The organism is Stenotrophomonas maltophilia (assembly GCF_047497515.2).
Lineage (GTDB): Bacteria > Pseudomonadota > Gammaproteobacteria > Xanthomonadales > Xanthomonadaceae > Stenotrophomonas.
This window is the reverse complement of sequence record NZ_JAXAXL020000002.1, coordinates 594,972-613,680: the sequence shown is the minus strand read 5'-3', so window position 1 is coordinate 613,680 and position 18,709 is coordinate 594,972. Positions and strand designations below refer to the sequence as shown.

At 61.0% G+C, this 18,709-nt stretch carries 13 protein-coding genes; 7 read left to right on the top strand and 6 right to left on the bottom strand.

Annotation, left to right across the window (positions count from 1 at the left end; genetic code table 11):
• Positions 1–40 precede the first annotated feature (40 nt).
• The 3 genes from ACMZPQ_RS06715 to ACMZPQ_RS06705 all read right to left on the bottom strand — a co-directional run bounded on the left by ACMZPQ_RS06715 (position 41) and on the right by ACMZPQ_RS06705 (position 4,408).
• Positions 41–2,572, bottom strand: a complete 2,532-nt coding sequence (locus ACMZPQ_RS06715; RefSeq protein WP_197580271.1) for a TonB-dependent siderophore receptor — start codon at positions 2,570–2,572, stop codon at positions 41–43.
• A gap of 92 nt (positions 2,573–2,664) precedes the next feature.
• Positions 2,665–3,819 carry a FecR domain-containing protein gene (locus tag ACMZPQ_RS06710; protein WP_197580272.1) on the bottom strand — a complete coding sequence of 385 codons (1,155 nt, stop codon included), beginning with the start codon at positions 3,817–3,819 and terminating at the stop codon, positions 2,665–2,667.
• Positions 3,820–3,898: 79 nt separating this feature from the next.
• On the bottom strand, positions 3,899–4,408 hold the full coding sequence (locus ACMZPQ_RS06705; RefSeq protein WP_197580273.1) for a sigma-70 family RNA polymerase sigma factor: 510 nt from the start codon (positions 4,406–4,408) through the stop codon (positions 3,899–3,901).
• Between the two features lie 120 nt (positions 4,409–4,528).
• Between ACMZPQ_RS06705 and ACMZPQ_RS06700 the strand changes: the two genes are divergently transcribed.
• Entirely contained in the window at positions 4,529–4,717 is a 189-nt protein-coding gene (locus ACMZPQ_RS06700) for a hypothetical protein (protein WP_414485981.1), read from the top strand.
• A 268-nt stretch (positions 4,718–4,985) separates the two neighbouring features.
• On the opposite strand, the gene ACMZPQ_RS06695 is transcribed toward ACMZPQ_RS06700, so the two are convergent.
• Positions 4,986–5,786 (bottom strand): lysozyme inhibitor LprI family protein, encoded by an 801-nt coding sequence (locus tag ACMZPQ_RS06695; protein ID WP_024957134.1) that lies wholly within the window; start codon positions 5,784–5,786, stop codon positions 4,986–4,988.
• Between the two features lie 818 nt (positions 5,787–6,604).
• Here ACMZPQ_RS06695 and ACMZPQ_RS06690 point away from each other — a divergent pair.
• Complete coding sequence (locus ACMZPQ_RS06690) at positions 6,605–7,639, top strand: DUF4365 domain-containing protein (RefSeq protein WP_143568645.1); 1,035 nt, start codon at positions 6,605–6,607, stop codon at positions 7,637–7,639.
• A gap of 154 nt (positions 7,640–7,793) precedes the next feature.
• On the opposite strand, the gene mobQ is transcribed toward ACMZPQ_RS06690, so the two are convergent.
• Positions 7,794–9,317 (bottom strand): MobQ family relaxase, encoded by a 1,524-nt coding sequence (gene mobQ / locus ACMZPQ_RS06685; protein ID WP_024957137.1) that lies wholly within the window; start codon positions 9,315–9,317, stop codon positions 7,794–7,796.
• Between the two features lie 259 nt (positions 9,318–9,576).
• Here mobQ and ACMZPQ_RS06680 point away from each other — a divergent pair, with 259 nt between their 5' ends.
• From ACMZPQ_RS06680 to ACMZPQ_RS06660, 5 genes are all read left to right on the top strand, one after another.
• Positions 9,577–9,843 carry a hypothetical protein gene (locus ACMZPQ_RS06680; RefSeq protein WP_024957138.1) on the top strand — a complete coding sequence of 89 codons (267 nt, stop codon included), beginning with the start codon at positions 9,577–9,579 and terminating at the stop codon, positions 9,841–9,843.
• Between the two features lie 189 nt (positions 9,844–10,032).
• Positions 10,033–13,005, top strand: a complete 2,973-nt coding sequence (locus tag ACMZPQ_RS06675; RefSeq protein ID WP_024957139.1) for a tellurite resistance TerB family protein — start codon at positions 10,033–10,035, stop codon at positions 13,003–13,005.
• Positions 13,002–14,300: an ATP-binding protein gene (locus tag ACMZPQ_RS06670; protein ID WP_024957140.1), complete on the top strand. Its 1,299-nt coding sequence runs from the start codon at positions 13,002–13,004 to the stop codon at positions 14,298–14,300. The genes ACMZPQ_RS06675 and ACMZPQ_RS06670 overlap by 4 nt, the downstream gene beginning before the upstream one ends.
• A gap of 2 nt (positions 14,301–14,302) precedes the next feature.
• Positions 14,303–16,483 carry a DEAD/DEAH box helicase gene (locus tag ACMZPQ_RS06665; protein ID WP_024957141.1) on the top strand — a complete coding sequence of 727 codons (2,181 nt, stop codon included), beginning with the start codon at positions 14,303–14,305 and terminating at the stop codon, positions 16,481–16,483.
• Between the two features lie 182 nt (positions 16,484–16,665).
• On the top strand, positions 16,666–17,226 hold the full coding sequence (locus ACMZPQ_RS06660) for a hypothetical protein (protein ID WP_024957142.1): 561 nt from the start codon (positions 16,666–16,668) through the stop codon (positions 17,224–17,226).
• A 941-nt stretch (positions 17,227–18,167) separates the two neighbouring features.
• Here ACMZPQ_RS06660 and ACMZPQ_RS06655 read toward each other — a convergent pair.
• Complete coding sequence (locus ACMZPQ_RS06655; RefSeq protein WP_024957143.1) at positions 18,168–18,656, bottom strand: DUF6624 domain-containing protein; 489 nt, start codon at positions 18,654–18,656, stop codon at positions 18,168–18,170.
• Between the last annotated feature and the right edge of the window lie 53 nt (positions 18,657–18,709).

Sequence of the window (18,709 nt, the reverse complement as noted above, 5' to 3'; positions counted from 1 at the left end):
CACAGCGCCTGCGGCCACGGAGCCGCAGGCGCCTGCCCTCTTAGTAGCTGCCGCGCAGGGTCAGCATCCAGTTGCGCGGTTCGCCGTAGTAGTTGCCCAGGGTGGATGAGCCCACCGTGCGGTAGTACGTTCTGTCGAACAGGTTGTTGGCATTGAGCGCAACCTGCCAATGCGGAGTCATCCGGTACTCCACCATCGCATTCCATACCGCATAACCGGCCTGAGTGTAGGCGAATGCCGTGCTGGGGCCTGTCCAGTTGCGAGCGCTCTCGCTCCAGGTCGCAGCCGTGCCCTTGACGTACTGGTTGCTGCTGATGGTCGCCCCTCCGCCGATCTTCCACGCCGACGCCACGCCAGGCAGCTGCCAGGTGCCGAAGAACTTCAGCGAGTGCTTGGGCGTGATCGTGCTGAACACCGCGCTGTCGGTCTTGTTGCGGTTGCTGTTGAAGGTGTAGCCGGCATACAGGTTCACCCCGCGCGCGATCTCACCGTTTACTTCCGCATCCACGCCCTGGCTGACCACCCTGCCCGCGTTGACGTAACAGCAGGTGCCGGCGAACAGCGTTTCCGTGATCGGGTAGCGGGCATCCTGGATCGCACGGTCCTTTTGGATCACCCGGTACAGCGCAAAGGACGTGTTGAGGCGACCGTCCAGCAGCTCACCCTTCACGCCCACTTCGGTGTTGCTGCCGTGCATCGGCTTGAGACCACTGCCCGGTGCCGGCCCCGATTTGTAATAGGCCTGCGGGTTGAAGATTTCCGCGTAGCTGGCATAGGCCGACCATTGCGGCGAAAGGTCGTAGATGATGCCGCCGAACGGCACGACCTGGGTGGGTTCGCTGTACTGGGTGGCGCTGGCCACGCGCCAGGTATCGGTCATCTGCCAACTGGCGTCCAGGTAGGTGCTGTAGACCTGGTTGAACGTATATCTGTTCGCGCGCGCGCCGACGACCACCTTGGTGTTGTCCGCCACTTCCAGCCGCAGCGTGCTGTAGACACCGTACTGGCGCGTGTCGTTCGGATCGTAGCTGCGGAACAGCTGGCCACGTGCCAGGTTGCCAGGCACGTAAGGCGTCGAACCGATATCAAACAGATTGGCGGCCTGCCCGGTAGCGCGCTCGACCACGAAACTCTGCCAGCGGCTCCGGATATCCTGCATGTCCGCACCCACCAGCAGTTCGTGCGTGCGCCCGAACATGTCGAATGCACCACTCAGGTTGAGATCGATCATGTGCTGGCGGTTCCAGCTGTGCTGGTCGGAGCCGACCCAGCGCGAACCGGCCAGGGTCACCGGATTGACCGCACCAGACACGTAGCCCCCGTTGACGTCACGATCTTCCTCGGTGAACGTGGCGTTGAGGCGCATCGTCCAGCGCGGCGCCAACCTCCAGCTGAGCTTGGCGAAGAACTCGGTCGAGGTGGTGTCCTCGTAAGCCCATGGCGCGGTCAGTGCGGTGTGCCGCGGCAATCCCAGGTCGGCACCGTTGCTGTAGCGCGGAAAACCCTGCGGTGTTCCTTGTTCCTTGACGTGCTGGTAGCGCGCCCCCAGTGCCACCACGGCATTGGAACCGACATCGGCTTCCACAACGCCATAGAAGGTCGGCTTGCGGGTGGATCGCAGATCGGTGAAGTACCTGCGGTCATCGTAGGCCACCACCGCGCGGCCGCGCAGCTTGCCACCGAAGGCCAGTGGACCGGAGGCATCCATCTCGGTGCGGTAGTTGTCCCAGCTGCCGGCGCTGGCGGTCAACTTGAACTGCGGCACGGCGGTCGGCATCTTCCGCACGAGGTTTACCGCGCCGCCCGGGTTGCCGGTGCCGTTGAGCAGGCCTGCCGCACCGCGCAGCACTTCGACGCGATCAAACTCGGTCATGTCATAGGAGATGAAGGTGTAGTTGCCGCTGGAGGTCGACATCGGCGCACCGCCATCGATCTGCACGCTGTCGATGGCAAAGCCGCGCGAGTAGATGTCGGTCAGGCGGTGGCCACTGTCCTGCACGGTCAGGCCGACGATCTGCTCGGCCGCCTTGCCCAGGTCGGTGATGTTCTGATCCTCGAGGCGCTGCTTGGTCAGCACCGAGACCGACTGCGGCAGTTCCCGCATGGCCTGTGCCGTCTTGCCAATCGTCAAGCCATCGCTGGTGTACGAGCTGGTGCCTTCAGTCTCTCCCAGGCGACGGGCCTCAACCCGCACTTCGCGTAGCGTACCCACCGTCCTGTCGTCTTCGTGGCCCGCCGATGCACGTCGCACGATCACGTCAGTGCCCTGGATATCAGCCACCAGGCCACTGCCTGACAGCAGCCTCTCCAGCGCCTGCCGCGCTGTCAGCCGTCCGGAAACCGCAGGCGCCTGCTTGCCCGCCACCAGGTCGGGATGCACCATCAGCTGCAGCTCAGCCTGCCGTGCCAGTTCATTCAGCGCGCTGCCCAATGACTGTGCTCGCAGCGAGACGGTCACGGAGCCGGCATCGGTTTCCAGCGCATGTGCTGGCAAAGAAGTGGTTGCCAGCAATGGCAGGGCAATGGCGGTGGCCAGCGCGAGCGGCGCAAGGCGAAGGAACGGGTGCGGCATGTAGGGAGCTCCACGGTAGAAATATTTCCTACCTGTGCAGACGCACGACCTGCGAAAGTGTTGAGGTCAATCCGCGAACTTTCTGCAGCCCCTCACTCCGCGCTGACCGCCACGATTTCCGTATGCCCGTCGCGAGCATCCAGGCGCACCGGCAGCACCTGTGGCAGCGCCCTGGCAAAGGCGCCGGCACGTCGCAGGTTGAAACTGCCCTGCACCTTCAGTGCCGCCACCGCCGGATCGTGGATGACCAGGCCAGTATCGCCATAGCGTTCGAACTCGGCCAGGGCCTGGTCCAGGCGGGTACCACTGAAGCTGATGCGGCCCTCGCGCCAGGACATATCCACCTCGCTGCCCACGGGGCCGGGCTTGCCACCCGCGCCGACAATGACCGATTGGCCCGCCAACAGATCCACAGCAGCAGCGTGCTCTGCCGTGTCCTGCGCCTTGGCGACGCGCACATGCCCCTGCTCCACGGCCACGCTCACCTGGCTGCTGCCATCGAGGGCACTGCCGGTACGTCGCACCGAGAAGCGTGTTCCGACCACGGTGACCCGGGTATTGGCGGCCAGCACATTGAAAGGATGCTCACGGTCAGGGTGCACGGCAAAGAACACCTGCCCCGTCGACAGGCGCACTTCACGGTGCGTGCGGTACAGGCTGACATCTGCGCGTGTCGCGGTATCCAGCCACAGCGTGCTGCCATCGGGCAGCGCCACCCGAGTCTGCTCGCCACGTGCCGTGGCAAATGACTGTTCGAAGATCGGCGCGCGCTGCCACGCATTCCAGGCGATCCACGCCGTGCCCATCGCAGCGAGTGCGATGGCGGCAGCGGCTGCGCGGGGAATCACGCGGCTCACAGCAGGACGCCATGACCGCCTGCGCGGCGGCACCTGTGGCGCGGGCCGCTGGGCACGCGATGGCTCCGCGGCGGAAGCCGCTGGCGAAGGCAGGCCGGCCCTCAGCGCATCCACGGCCCCAACCGGCAGATGGCCCAGCCTGTCCCAGGTGCCTTCCAGGCGTGCCAACGCGCGGGCATGCGCCGGGTTGCTGGCCAACCACTGCTCGAATTCGACCTGCTGGTCCGACGTCAGGCCATCCTGGCACCGGACCATCCACGCCGCAGCTACTGCATCCAGCGGGTCCTCGCCCTGTACGGCGCTGGCGGAGCCACGCATATCCACGTCGTCCTGCGGGGAGGACAACGGGTCAGGCCGGTCGTTGGAATGGCGGGGATCGGGCTGGCTCATGGGCTGGATGGCATTTCGTATCGGGACCGACGCACGCAGGCACGATCAGTGTAGTTCGAAGGGTGCAGTTGGATCGGTGCTATCTGGCCTTCTTCATCGCTCGCTGGAAGCGATCTTCGCAAGCCTTGCAGGCCAGTACGCCGCGGATGACATGCTGGGCCACCATGTTGCGCGAGATGCCCATGCGCTCGGCCACCTGCTGGTGCGACAGGCCGTCGAAGCGGTTGAGGATGAACGCTTGGCGGCAGCGCGGTGGCAGGCTTTCAATGGTGGCCTGCAGGGCCTGCATGTACTGGCTGGAGTCGAGCACTTCGTCAGGCTGCAGGCACTCCGGCGCGGGAGGATGTTCCTGCTCCGGCAACGCGTCCAGACTTGCGTGGCTACGCACTTCAGCGCGCCGATGCTGGTCGGTGAGCAGGTTGCGCGTAGTCCGGTACAGCATCGCGCGCGTGTTGCCGATGGTGGTGCCGGACTGCTGCGCGCCCAGAAGGCGGACGTATGCCTCCTGCACCAGATCGGCCGCTGCGGTCCTGTCCCGCAGACTGCGCGCGCAGAAGTTCAGCAGTTCCCTGTAGTAATGCGCTGCCAAAGCGGAGTCGCTCCCAACCTGTTCGTCATCGTTGTCGACGCCGCACAATTCTAAATGAGACGTAGTCGCGTTTATAGCGCAACATGGAAGATGGCAACTGGGTGATCCGGAGATGGCCGCATGACGGCGATCGATCTGTGCCGTGCACGTCGATCAAAGCTGCGAAGACGCATCGAGCATCGATCGCGGTTGCACTTCCGCGGCGATTGTCTTCTGCGTGAATCTGCGCAGACACTCAAGCACGCACGCAACGAAAAACGCCCGCAGATCTCAGGATCTGCGGGCGCCTTCTTGTATCTGGCGGAGTGAGAGGGACACTATGCAGTCCAATCCAACCGCCTGAAGTTGTTAGGTTTTTTAGACCCGGACACTCGCAGAATGTGTCCAAGGGAGTGTCCAACTCTACCCTAGCCTGCATACTGCAGCCAGTTCACGAAGGCCTTCTGACGAGAGCACTCCCTCCAGCGGGCCCTATCGGCCGCAACCGATTCGCCAGAGGCGTTCTTGATCTGGTCGTCCATGGGCTGCTCAGGCCGGTACCCTGAGCAGTCACGGTCTGACATAGCTTCCTCGGAGGTTAGTTCAACTCGGCCAATCGCGCTTGGTAAGCCTGCTCAATACAGGCTGCGTCAGCACAGATGTCCCGCACCGTCCTGCGCCACCGTCCTTGACTCGCCGTAACTTGGCCCGGGTCCATCGAACGGGCCCGGACGACACCAAACGCCTCTGCGGTTTGCTTGTCCAACCGGGCCAGATCCGGATCGGCGCAGATCATTTGCTCTACGGCCGACGACGCATTCCCACAGTCAAAGCTGGGCCCAGTCGACGCGGCATCGACCAGCGGCTCGTCCGAGTTGGGCTCTTGGTAATCGTCCGCCTTCGTCGACATCGCTGAATCATAAGCAGGATCAACCTGCACTACCTGTGACTCTTCGATTGGAGCCGCAGCTGCGGGAGCCGCGACGCGTGCTTGGCTCCGGACATTGGAGCTGATAGCCGCCCCGATGCCAATGAGGTCTCCAGGAAGTACCTGGACTTCGGCCAAGTGTTGTCCATTGACCGCCTGAGAGGTGTATTCAAGCCGCAGCTTGTAAACGTCCTGCCCAGGGTTGTTGAAGGGCACGGTCAGATCGGCTTGGCAACTGTAGCGGCTGATCTTCTCGTCAAAGCTCGTCGGGTGGGCCAAGGAGATGGGAAGGACGCTGCGAAGCTGCTCTTCGCTCAAGTTGGCGGCAGCACTGCCCGCGCCTAATTCTCGCTGGATGATGCTGCGAACCAGGTCCAGGGTCATCTCGTCGCCGCACTCCGGCGCTCCGGCCTTACCGCATCCTGCGAGCACTGGAAGCAAGAACGCACTGCTTAGAACCAATTTCTTCATTGACATCCTGTCCTCGTCGCGAATGGTGGGCAAGGCCCTCTTATGCCCCTATCGACTCCGCTGCGGAAATCTTTAGGTATCTAAGTCAGGGCCATCGTCATTGGGCGTCGGTCGAGCCTGTAGGCGTTGAAGGACCGGCGGTGCGGCTGCAGACGGCTTTCCAAAGGCCGGTCACAAACCAGCAAGTCCTTTCCGACTAACCAGCAATTTTGTGCGCAATTCCCTGCTGAGTGCCCTTGCTAATTTTCACTTAGCTGGTTGGCTACGGGCACACACCAACGATGGAGGCCCCATGACTGACCCACAAACCCGAATCGCCGCGCTCGTTTTAAGCGGCACCATCGAACGAGCGGCTCAGCGTTCTCAGCGAGAGCGCTCAGAAGATGTTCGAGTGGCCTTGGAGGTCGCCGCCGAGGTTCTGCGCCAGCGCGCAGGCGGAAACCCAGGCGACCTCATTCACGACGGGCCTCGCCCTCAGCCACGGCCCGCCCCTACAACCAAGGAACGCGTGGAGGTAAAAGAGGATCTGGCTCCCTTGGACCAACTGCTCGCTGATCGACGGGGACTCAGCCCCCCGCCCAAGCCGACGACGACCAGGCAACGAACGCTTCATTGACCACGTAGAGCCCCGGCGGGGCTCTACTATTGAATGGGTAGCAAGTCGCGACCAAACAAGGCGCAGCTACCCAAGACCCCTGAGCGTCCTCATTTGGGCAAACTTTCAGCCAAGTCCCTACGGTCTTCACTGTTCACCACGTTCGAGGCTGGACCGTCTCTGCCCAGGGGATGAGTTTTCTGCACGTCAGAGTACGCGTGCATTGAGCTGGCCGATCTACATGCTAGATGCCGCGATCAAGCCTGATGCCTGTGGCATCATTGGCAAGTACAAGGCTGCCAATTCCTGCACCACTGGCCTTCGGCATGTATCCAAGTCAGATTTTTCCAACCCTCACTCAAGCTACCGCGCCTATCGCTGCGCGGTAGATTCGGGCACGTCTTTCCACATGAGAACTCAGTCACACATCATTGACACCAAAGCGGTCAAGGCCGTCATGGCGCAGCTACCAGATCACTGGGTCGTTCGGGAACTATCCGAACGCGACTATGGCATCGATCTTTTGGTGGAGATTTTTGCGCCTGGCTTGAAAGATGCGATGGGCAAAGATGCCTTCGTCGCCACCGGTGCCGTTTTCCACATCCAGATTAAGGGCACTGAAGAGCCACTCAAGCCTGTCGGCGCGGGCACGATCAACTACTCACTCCAAAAGAAATCGCTCGCTTACATGGAAAAATTCAGCACACCATTTTTCCTGTTTCGCGTAAGCACTAAAGAGCCCCAGACAATATTTTTCACATGGATTCAAGGTTACATTAAAGAAGTCATGGATCGCGAAACCCCCATGTGGCGCGATCAAGACGGCGACACCATTGTGATCCGCATCCCTCCAGCAAACCTACTCTCAGCCGACCTGAATAAGATCGAGAATATTGCATTTGAACCAAAATTCTTGGAGGAGTCGATCGAATTTTCCGAAATTTATTCAGACATCTCAAACAGAATCAATGCCATCCTCCACAGAGCACACGACTTCGACCAAGATGTGGCGAAAGATCTCAGGATTCGCGCCTATCGCATGCGGCGACTCGACGTACTCCTCACACGCAACGATTGCTGCATTAACCGGGAAAGTGTGGATGATCTAATCGCCTACATTGGCGAGCTCGACACGCGTCAAGGCCGTCTCGATCCGCCCCCCCACAGCGATAACTTTGAGCTTCTTATGGACACCCTGCTCGCAAGATCCGACGCGAGGCGTCATGTTCTGGAGAACGATGGACTTACAATCTATTGATCACTGCAAGGAAAACCAATTACTTTATTTGACGGTAGACGAAGCATCCACACAGGCTGCCACGCCTCTGAGCTTTCGGGTGGCGGCAGCCAGTTCAGCATCTTGACCTAGCACTACCCTGCTCATGGCCTGCATTCGGCTCTTGGCTTCTGGATCAATGAAGCCTAGGCCGAGGCGTGGCCTGCTGCATGGACGCAGTCAGCACCTCGGGGTCTCTCGTTTCGTGGAGCGGATCCTCAAACCGATCCAGGGCTACTTTGCTGCCGGCTTCCAACTCTGCCACGGCGGCTGTCAGTTGATTCTCACAAGCCTCCTCCTGACCACCCGCGATCTTCATGCGGGCAGCCCTCAAGGTATCCAAGCGCTGCTCAACCGCGGCCAAGCGCCGTCCCCGACGCCGAGTCCAAGCCACTACTGCAGCTCCTGCCGGACGGGGCTGGTGTTCGACAAAGTCCTCCAACGATCGCTCCGCACGAGTCAGCAGGGATGCTGCCCGCCGCTCAGCCTCCACACGACGCTTCCACTCTGAAGCTCGCCGCCTTACCGCAGCCAAACCCCTTAGCGTTCGCTGGATGTCCTTGCGTAGCCTTGCACCCACATTCCCATTGCGAATGGCCGAATCCAGGCGGCGCAGAAGCATGCGGGTGGTTCGAAGCACCCCCTCAAAGCCAGCCGCTACCACGTCGCGCCACAACTCCAGTGCTTTCTCCATCAGGGTTTGGAGCGGTGGTTCGGATGCATCCGGCAGAGCGCGAATGGCCATGATTCCTCGCCGAGTGAATCCCTTAGCGTCCTCGATGTAGCTTTCGCCTGATTCTGGCCCGAGTCGGATACGGTTTGGCGGCAACGATGGACGCCCACGAGCGGGGTCCCCGTCCGTGACCGCTTTCTCAAACCGTATGCTTGTTTGATGCATTGTTCTTTGATTGTCCGCAACGATGTTGGCCAGGACCTTCCCCACATCGGTTTCCATGCCCCGCCGTTCCAACGCCGAGGCCTGCTGGCCCAAGTGGATCGTTGGGCGCCGGCCCAGTATCGCTGCCGCGACCACATCACCGCGCTCAAGCGCTTCTTCTGCTTGCGCTTCCAAGCTTCGATGGTCGACCGACACTGCGATCTCGGCAGCTTCAAGGTGCCGGTTGGTCAATTGAGCCACCATCGCTCGGAGCCACTCCACTTCGCTGCGCCCTGAAGGCCCACCGTCGAGTTCGCGTGTCTTGTCCGCAAGCCCTTCGGCATCCAAGCGTCGCGTCGTGGCGAGGATATGTACGTGCCAATTGAGTCCGTCTTTGCTCCCCGGCGAGTGGATGCTCGCTTGAACTGCGAAGCCATAGCGATCAACCAGTGCGCGAGCAATGTCCGCCGTCAGGGCCGAGCGCTGAGGCGCATCGAGCTCATGCGGAAGCGCAATCTCGAACTCGCGGGCCACGGTCGCGTCCTTTCGCCTCTCGGCTGCCTCGGCGGCCTGCCAGAGTTTGGCAGCGTCGAGCGACCAGTCGGGCGCTTTCAAGGGCACCACCCAGCGGCTCTCGACCACGCCGCCCCTGCGAGAATAGTCGTGCCGCGCTCCGGTGCGCTCATCGACGAGCGACAAGCCCGCGCGGTAGGCAGCTGCCGCAACGGCCGAATGGCCTTTGGCACGGGAGAAGGTTTTGACACGGGTGTGGTAGATCGCCATGCAGAGAGCTCCAGTTCTTTGAGCTCTTTATGCCTTTGAATTTGCCGTTGGCAAGTCGCAAAGCGGCTTGGGGTTCAAGGGGCGAAGCCCTTTGCGCACGCATCACTTGTGATGCCTAAGTGCGCTTTTCGCTCTTTGCTTTTGCATCTTCCTTTTCTGATTTTCTGAATTGCTTCAAGTGCGAAAGCGATGTCGCCATCAATAGTTGACGGATGAGAAATCATTGCTTCACTGAGGGAGACTTCACTAGGAGAAGATCATGTCATCCACCAATCACTACCGCGATCAGATCCAAAGGGCGACCCATCGGCTGGCCCAGCTTCAAGCCAGGGAGCTTCTGGCGCATCAGCGGCAGGATGCCAGGGAGAAGGCCATCAAGCGCCGCGACGACGCCAAGCGCAGACGACAAGTGGCCGAACTCGTTTTCCTCGCCGGGGCCCAGAACCTGCCAGACAACGAGATCGTCGCGGCCTTGCAGCGGCATCTGCTTGCGATGAACGAAACACGCCTCTCACCGCCCCACTGATCACCCCAGCTCACTCGTACGGCCACCAACGTCAAGGTCTGGACCAGGCACTCCAGCGCCCCGGACGCCAACGCTGAATGGGCGAAACCTTGGCCATTCCGGTGCCCCGCCCCGCTCTCACGATGCGCGTCTCACGTAAGGCGGGCGAGCTACAATGGCCCAAAGGAAGCGCCAAAGGCAGGGGGCCACATGGCGAGAAGGAAGCAAACTGCAGGCGGCTGGATTGTCGCAATCCTGGTCGTCATAGCATTGGTGCCAAAGGAAGTCTGGATCGGATTGGGGATCGTCCTTGCGGTGGCCACCGCCGTTTGGCTCTGGGCCAAGTGGCAGGCGATGCGCCCGAAAAGGACACCCTCTCCCGCCAAGCCTGTCCCCACTCCAGAGCCGACCTTGGCCGAGTTGATCAAGGCATCCGCTCTTCCATCTGGGCAGGCGCCACAGAGGCAGTCCCGCCCAGAAGCTGCCCAACCGGCGAGACCCGCGAGTATTGAGTCGGGCACCTCCTCGGGATCGGTCGACGGTGCCCTGTTAGAAGATGCGCGCCCGGTCGACTCTGAAGGTCCCTCGGCGCTGCCCCCGGCGCAGGCCTCGAGCAGAGCGTTCCCAGAGACTCTTTCGCCGTCCCGGCCTGGCAATTTGGAAGAGGCCAAAGCTGCGGTGAGCATGCGCCTGGCCATCGAGTCCGCCGCACGGGTGCTGACGGCCGTGGGCTCCGGAAACCCTTCTACCCCCTCCCCCTACCAACCTGACGTGGAACGCATTGAGCGCGCGCGCCCGGGCAACCTCGCTGCGGCGAAACTTGCCGTGACCCAGCGCTTGGCCGCGACTTCGCAAGGTGAGCTGGTCGAGCCTCTGATCCAGTCCGCCACAAACGCGGACACAACCTCGGGCGAGCCCTTGACGGGCGCCAGAGATGGGCGAGCGCACGCGCATTCGGACTCAAGAGCGGCAGAGCACTCTCCCCCTCCCCACACGATCAACGGAACCAGCGACGCAAGTGCAATGACACCGCCGCCCCCGCTTCCATCGCGGGCTTCGCCTCCCTTCCTGCCCGATGAGCTCCGGCAGGTGGCCATGGACTCCGAAAAGCCGGCAAAGCAATACACAGTGCCCCGACCGCCCGAGGGCTGGGACAAGACCCGCTGGCTCGGCGCTCAGGACGAGATCGAGATCGCGGGCATCGTTATCCGGGGCGGCCTGTTCTACACAGGCCCGCGGCTGACCACCCCTGGCACGCGTGAGAACGAGCCCAGCTTGGTCAATGGCGTTCTTGCCGTTGGGCGGTACGGGGATTACCGGTCCACGACGCGCTACTGGGGAGGCTACGCAGATTTTGAACCCGCTGAACGCCACGCCTACCTGAAGTGGCTCGCTTCGGACCGCACCGATCCCAGCTGCGCAATCCAGTATGTTCGATTGTTCCTGTTTGGATTGGAGCGTCGCATCTTGCTGGATTCGGTGAACGATCCGGAATCCAAGCAAGACTGGCCCGCTATCGAGGCGATGCTCCGCCGTTTGTCGTCTGCTTATGCCGCCGTGCTTCCGAACGTCCACGGTCATGTCAACAGCCTGCTCGACTGGATGGCTTCGACCGAAGCAGGCGACCAGCTTTACAACGCGCCGCTTCCCGCATTCGAACGAAGTTACGAACTGCCCTTCTACATCCGCTTGGCCCTGGGGCAATGCTCCTTGGATCGAGTCCCCGTGCCCGCCGCGCTGGCCACGGCTTGGGTGCGCCTCAATCCAGAGATTCCGCTGCGAACCGCCGCAACGCGTTGCGCGGAAGAGTTCGATCGCCTTTTCGCTCTGCGGTATCAAGAGACGTTCGGCCCTGGAATGGTGCTGCCAAAAAACCGCACCAAGCTGAAGTTCACACGCCGCCCCTTTAACCCGGCCCTGGACCGAACCGACGCTGGCACCAAGACTTTCGGTGACATTCCCGATGTCACCGCGTTGCGAGTGCCCCTAAAGGCACTGCAGGAACTTGTTTCTCAGTGCACCGAGGACCTCGGAGCCTTCAGCCGGCTCGTGGGCAAGAACCCCGAGGCCCGCCAATCCATTGAGGGTACCTTGCTGCTTCCGCCAGAGATCTGGCCGCTGGCCACGCGAACAGCCTTGGCCGAAGTCGCTTCGGATGTTCAAACCGCCAATTTGTCGATCAAGCTGACTGACCTATTGGGAAGGCTTGGGGCAGTCGGAACCACCTTGGGCAAGGACAAAATTCGGGAACTCGCACGAGCACTGGAACAGTCCAAGGTCGGCATGGAACCCAATGTCCTCGAAGGCGCGCGGGTGCCGGGTGAGAACGACCCAATCGTTCTCTTCGCCCTGCTTCCCGATCAAACCCATCGGACCGACGCTCAGGCATATCAAACGGCCCAGTTGACCCTTCAGCTCGGCTCGACGGTCGCCCAGTCTGATGGCGCGTTCAGCGCCCACGAACTTGAGCACCTTTCACGCGAAATCGAAAGCTGGACGCATCTGAGCGAGGGGGATCGGCGTCGACTGCACGCGCACCTCGAGCTCCTTGCGTTGGCGCCGCTTTCCCTGCCTGCGCTGCGCAAGAAGCTGGATCCGCTCAGTGAAGGCATCAAGGACGCCATCGCAGGGTCCATGGCCACCCTTGCCCAGGTCGATGGGATGGTCTCCCCGGAGGAAGTCCGGTTTTTGGAGCGTGTCTACAAAGCGCTGGGCGTGGATCCCGCTCGTGTGTTCAGCGACGTCCATGCCCCAACACCACCGAAAGCCCGTTCGACATTGGCCCGATCCACGACGGGTGCTTTCCAGCTCGACCCCGATAAAATCGCTGCTCTGCAGCGCGACACGGCTCAAGTTTCTGCGCTTCTCGCCAACATCTTCACTGATGAGGTGGTGGAAGCCATTCCCGATGTTCCGCAGGAAGGCAGTCAGGAAGAGACGAGTGGGCCTGCCACTTTGCTGGGTTTGGACGAGGCGCACAGCGCGCTGCTGCGCCTCATGCTGTCGCGCCCGGTTTGGACCCGTGCCGAACTGGAAGATGGCGCCGCTGACCTGGAACTGATGCTGGATGGCGCTCTGGAGCAGATCAACGACGCCTCATTTGACGCCTACGACATTCCTTTTGCCGACGGTGACGATCCGTTGGAAATCAACCCTGAATTCATTGAGAAGATCGAACAATGAGCAGCCCAATCCGCTCCAAGGACCGCGACGCGGTGATCCAGTCGCTGCGCACCGGTGTCGTGCCACGCGCAGGCCAGCATTTGATCCAGGTCGGGCGCGCCCGTGAAGTGCAAACTTTGGTCAGTGACATCGATCGGCTCGCCGATGGCGGCTCGTCCTTCCGCTTGGTGGTGGGTGAGTACGGCGCAGGCAAGACCTTTTTCTTAAACCTCGTTCGCGCCATTGCAATGGAGCGAAAGCTCGTCGTGGCCAGCGCGGACCTGAATCCTGACAGGCGGTTGCATGCTTCAGGGGGCCAGGCCCGGTCGCTCTACGCGGAGCTCATGCGGAACTTGGCCACTCGGACCAAGCCCGACGGAGGCGCCCTGCCCGGGGTGGTCGAGAAGTTCATTTCGACCGCAGTTGCCGAGTCCAAGTCGCAAGGCGTATCCACCGAGCAGGTCATTCGCGCGAAGCTCGAGCAGCTGAGCGAACTGGTGAACGGCTATGACTTCGCCGACGTGATCGCCGCTTATTGGAGAGGGTTCGAGCAAGGCAACGATCAGCTCAAGTCCGATGCCATTCGCTGGTTGCGTGGCGAATTTGCCACCCGGATGGACGCGCGTGCAGCGCTGGGCGTCCGAACCATCGTGGACGACGCATCGGTCTACGACCAGCTCAAGCTCATGGGCCGCTTTGTTCGGCTGGCGGGCTATAGCGGCCTGCTGGTGTGCCTGGACGAACTGGTCAACCTCTACAAGTTGGCCAACGCCCAGGCCCGGAATGCAAACTACGAGCAGCTCCTGCGCATGCTCAACGACTCCCTGCAGGGCACTGCGGTTGGCCTTGGTTTTGTTCTGGGCGGCACCCCGGATTTCCTGATGGATACCCGCCGCGGCGTCTACAGCTATGAAGCTCTTCAGAGCCGCTTGGCTCAGAATACCTTTGCCACCAACGGACTGGTGGATTTCAGCGGCCCTGTGGTTCGACTGTCGAGCCTGACAGCCGAAGATTTCTACGTCCTACTCACCAAGATTCGCCATGTCTACGCTGCCGGCGACGCGGGCAAGTATCTCTTGCCCGACGATGCCATTCACCAATTCATGACCCACTGCGCCAATCGAATCGGCGATAGCTTCTTCCGCACCCCGCGCACGACGATCACCGCCTTCATCAACCTCTTGGCCGTCTTGGAGCAGAACCCGGGCGTGGACTGGCAGGACCTGATTGGATCGGTCGAGGTGGCAGCTGACCACGGGGGCGACGGCGAACTGGTCGTGCAAGAGGACGACGAGCTGGCGTCGTTCAGGCTCTAACGATGACTGCCTCCAGCGCCTTCCAATCGCTGCATCCTCGAATCCAGCGCTACCTATGGATCGAACAATGGGAGGCGCTGCGTGAGGTCCAGGAATTGGCGATCCCCCTCGTCCTGAGCGCCGACCGGGACGTGATCATCGCCGCCAGCACCGCCTCGGGAAAAACCGAGGCCGCCTTTCTTCCTGCGCTCACGCGCCTTCTGAACACCGACGAGGAGGGCCTGATTGTCTACATCAGCCCCCTAAAGGCGCTCATCAACGACCAGTTTGAACGGCTGCAGCGGCTTTGCGAGGACCTTGAAGTCCCCGTGTGGCCTTGGCACGGAGACATATCGGGCTCCACCAAGCAGCGATTCTTTAAGCACCCCCGTGGCGTGCTCCTGATCACGCCGGAGTCCTTGGAGGCGATGCTCTGCAACCGCGGAACCTCCGTAGCCGCCGCGTTCTCCAAGCTCCTCTACGTTGTCGTGGACGAACTCCATGCGTTCATTGGAAGCGAGCGCGGAAAGCAGCTTCAATCGTTGATGCACCGGATCGACGTGCTATTACGGCGGCGAACTCCCCGCCTGGGCCTGTCAGCGACCTTGGGCGACTTTTCGAGCGCCGGGACCTTCCTACGCCCGGGTGTTGGGGCTGCCCCCGCGCTGGTCAACGCCTCATCAGCCGGAAATGATCTCCAACTGATCATCAAGGGCTACGAACAACCCACACCTGACGGCGGATCCGACGAGAATCCGGTGGCTCCCACGGCGGTGGCCGAGCACCTCTACCGAGTGCTTTCAGGGACGAACAATCTGATCTTCCCCAACAGCCGAAGGGAAGTTGAACGCTACACCCACCTCCTCAATCTGCTGAGCGAACAGGACGGCCGGCCGAGAGAGTTCTGGCCACACCATGGGAGCCTGTCCAAGGAAATACGCACGGACACAGAAGCGGCTCTGAAGCAAAAGGGTCGTTCAGCAAGCGCAATTTGCACGAACACCCTGGAACTGGGCATCGATATCGGAGCGGTGAAAAGCATCGCGCAAATTGGCCCACCACCTTCCGTGGCCAGCCTTCGCCAACGCCTTGGTCGCTCCGGGCGCCGTCCTGGAGAGCCAGCAGTGTTGCGCGGCTACGTTATCGAGGATGCAATCGACGCTGAGTCGACGTTGAAGACAAGGCTTCGACTGGACACAGTTCAGTCCACTGCGAGCGTCATGCTGCTGCTGGAGAGGTGGTTTGAACCGCCTTCGGTCAACGGGCTACACCTCTCGACGCTGATTCAGCAGTTGCTCTCCTCCATTGCCCAGTACGGCGGACTCAAGGCAGCCCAAGCCTATCAGCTGCTCTGCGCAAACCAGGGACCGTTCCACGGGCTGTCCCAAGACGCGTTCGCAGAGCTGCTTCGCCACCTTGGCCAAGAACAGGTTCTGATTCAAGACGGCTCCGGCTTGCTGCTCCACGGCCCGGTCGGCGACAAGTTGGTCAACCATTACACCTTCTACGCCGCTTTCAACGTCGACGAAGAGTTCCGGATCGTGGCCGCCGGCAAGGCACTAGGCACGCTCCCCGTGTCCCAACTGGTGACCGTCGGCCAGCGTATCTTGTTTGGCGGTCGCACTTGGCTCGTCGAGCAGATCGATGACGCCCAAAAAACGATCTACGTGGCCGCGGCGAAAGGCGGCACCCCGCCTCTTTTCAATGGAACGGGCGGGCAGGTCCACACCCAGGTCCGTCAAAAGATGCGTGGACTGTATCAGCAGGAGATAAAGCCAGACTTCCTGGACCCCACTGCTTCTCGCTTCCTGCAGGAGGCGCAAAGCGCCTACCGTCAATTGCGCCTGGACGGCAAGGTTCTCCTCGACCAAGGCAGCGATGCCTTGCTGCTGACATGGCTGGGAGACTCCGCAAATGAAGCCATCGCCTGCCTCCTGAACGCCCAGGGATTCACTTCTCAGGCCGGTAGGCTGGGCGTGGAAATTTCCAAGGGAGCAAGGAGTCTCGATGATGTGATAAAGGTACTCGGGCGGGTGGCGAAGATGCCATTGCCCTCCCCGGAGACCCTTCTCCAATCTGCGAACAACTTGATCACACAAAAATGGGATAGCTTCCTTCCCTCGCGCCTTCTCAGACGCTCCTACGCGTCAATGAAGCTAGACTTGGAAGGGGCTACCGATTGGCTCGTGGGCGCGTTCGGGTAGTCCACCATGTTGTGACCAGTCCAGGGCTGATGCCATCTCCGAGTGAGGCTGTAGCCTCGTTGTCTCATTCGAATTAACCGGATTACTGAAGATGGCCGGCATCGGCTATCGCCCCTTGCTTTGTATATTATTTATTGAACCCCACACACCAATACAGAGTCTCCTTTAAAAGGACGAGCAAAATGGCGAAAGAAGGCCAAAATAGATCTTCGAGCAACAAGACCTCCGCGAAGAAGCAGACTAAGAAGCCAGCCGAAGCAACCGGCAGCGAGTCCCCAGCCAATGCAGCTCAGACACGGAAAGCCTGGGCAAAGAAAGTTCTGGAGAAAGCTATAATCGACGTCGTCGGAGGCCTTCTGGCGACGGGCGCAGTCGCTGGAGGGGGATGGCTCATTGACCACATCAGCAAAGTCATCAATGGCGGTGGCCTCTTCTGGGGCGAGGCGACCACGCCGAAGTCCGCCATTAAGGCAGCAGCAACGCAAGACCGATTGATCTATCTGCAACAGCTATACCTTGATATAGCAGTGTTGCTCGCTACTCATCAAAAACAGCTCAGCAAGCATGCGTCACGGCTGCCTGAGCTGGAACAGCAACTTAGCGCCAACCTAGACATCAGCGTCAAGGTTCGCTCCCCCGGCGAATCCGAGAGGCTTAACCATAAAGTTCTTGCTGCGCTCATTTTCGACAGGTGGGTTGAAGGACTCAAGCCTATGGCACCATCTCGTCTGCGCAGGATGTAAGTAGTCGTTTACGCAGGCTGCTCAACCCCGTCGGCAAGACCTCTTTTCCGCCAATGGGGTTGAGCGTTCGCTGAGCGCGCAGTATGCCGCCCTTCACCTTCCAACAGACTCCCCACACACCAGGGCACGCCGCCCTGGTGTCTGGAACTCCAGGATCGTCTTGGCTATCCAATACGCCGAGCATTCCAACCAGAAACCAGCAGTCTTTTGTCAGGATTTCGGCGATTTCATCCTCACCATAACAGTCGGCTGTGCACTCTCAGGGCAGGTGAAGACATCGCCCCTCCGCTTGCCGCCACACGACAAGAGTGCCAATTGCTTCCGCGCATATCCAAACCGATTACTTCAGCAACAGGCAATAGCGACGAAGGCCGGCGCCATAGTGGTGTCGGCCAGTGTCGCACTTCAGCTCTTTTGATCCCTGCCGCCGACAACCAATCCGCTTTAAGTCACTTGCCGGGCTTATGCTTGTGAGGCTTCAAGCCAGGGGTATTCCCGGGGGTATCCTTGTTATCCCGCCGACGCTTATCCGGCTCGCCGGTGGATGGAGCTATAGGCTTCGGTCCAGGCTTAATCGACATAACTTGACTCCTTCATTGAGAGGGAACGGCCATACAAAGCTGCAACATCGCGCCACGACTGTCAATACAGCCTAACGAGATAAAATAATTCGCTCGCGATTGCCGTTGCCTGCCCTCTCCCATTCTGCCCAGGGAGGCCCGACAGCCTCAGTTCTGTTTCGCAAGTGAGATGAGGTGGCGCAGCGCACGCGCCCGATCCTGGCACGTGTCTACGTTCCACGATGGATGGTAGACCCAAGTCATCAGGGCGGATCCTCCCGCGAAGTCCAGGGACCAGACTTCTCGGGGTTCGATGAATAGGCGCTTGCCCTCTCCTCGATTCACCTGTTGGGAGATGAAGAGCTTTAGCCCTCTACCACCTCACCATGCCCGAAGAGCCGCCAAGCAGTACTCCCAATGCCCCATATCCGCACAACGCCCCTGCGTTCCATAGCGTTGGGGGTCGTTGGTGTGGTCCCAAAGGTAGGCGTAACTGGACGCTTTGACCTGCCCGGTCGCTACCAAGGGCTCCATGGCTTCCGCAAGAGAGCGCTGGAGCGCCGGGGCCTTGTCGGAATGCTGGGCCAGCAGACAGGCCGCGTCCGCCCCGTCTTGGCCCACTTGCGCCCCGGTCGGCCAGCCACGGGCCGCAACGGTGGACTTCAGCCGAGCGGTGTGCACCGCATCGACGGCACTGTGCACCCTCTCCTCGCCCTCGGCAGTCAGTGAGAGGTCCCGCACCGCCTGACCGGCATCCTTCATCCGCAGGAGCTCACCGCGCAGCTCGGGCTCAGTGGGCGTCGCACCGCTGGCTCCCAGCGGCGCGAAGAGGATCGCAATTACTAACAATGGACAGACCCGTTGCGCCACAGCTCCGCCTCCAAAGTGAGTTCTCAGCCCTCAATTCTCCGCAACGTTTATCA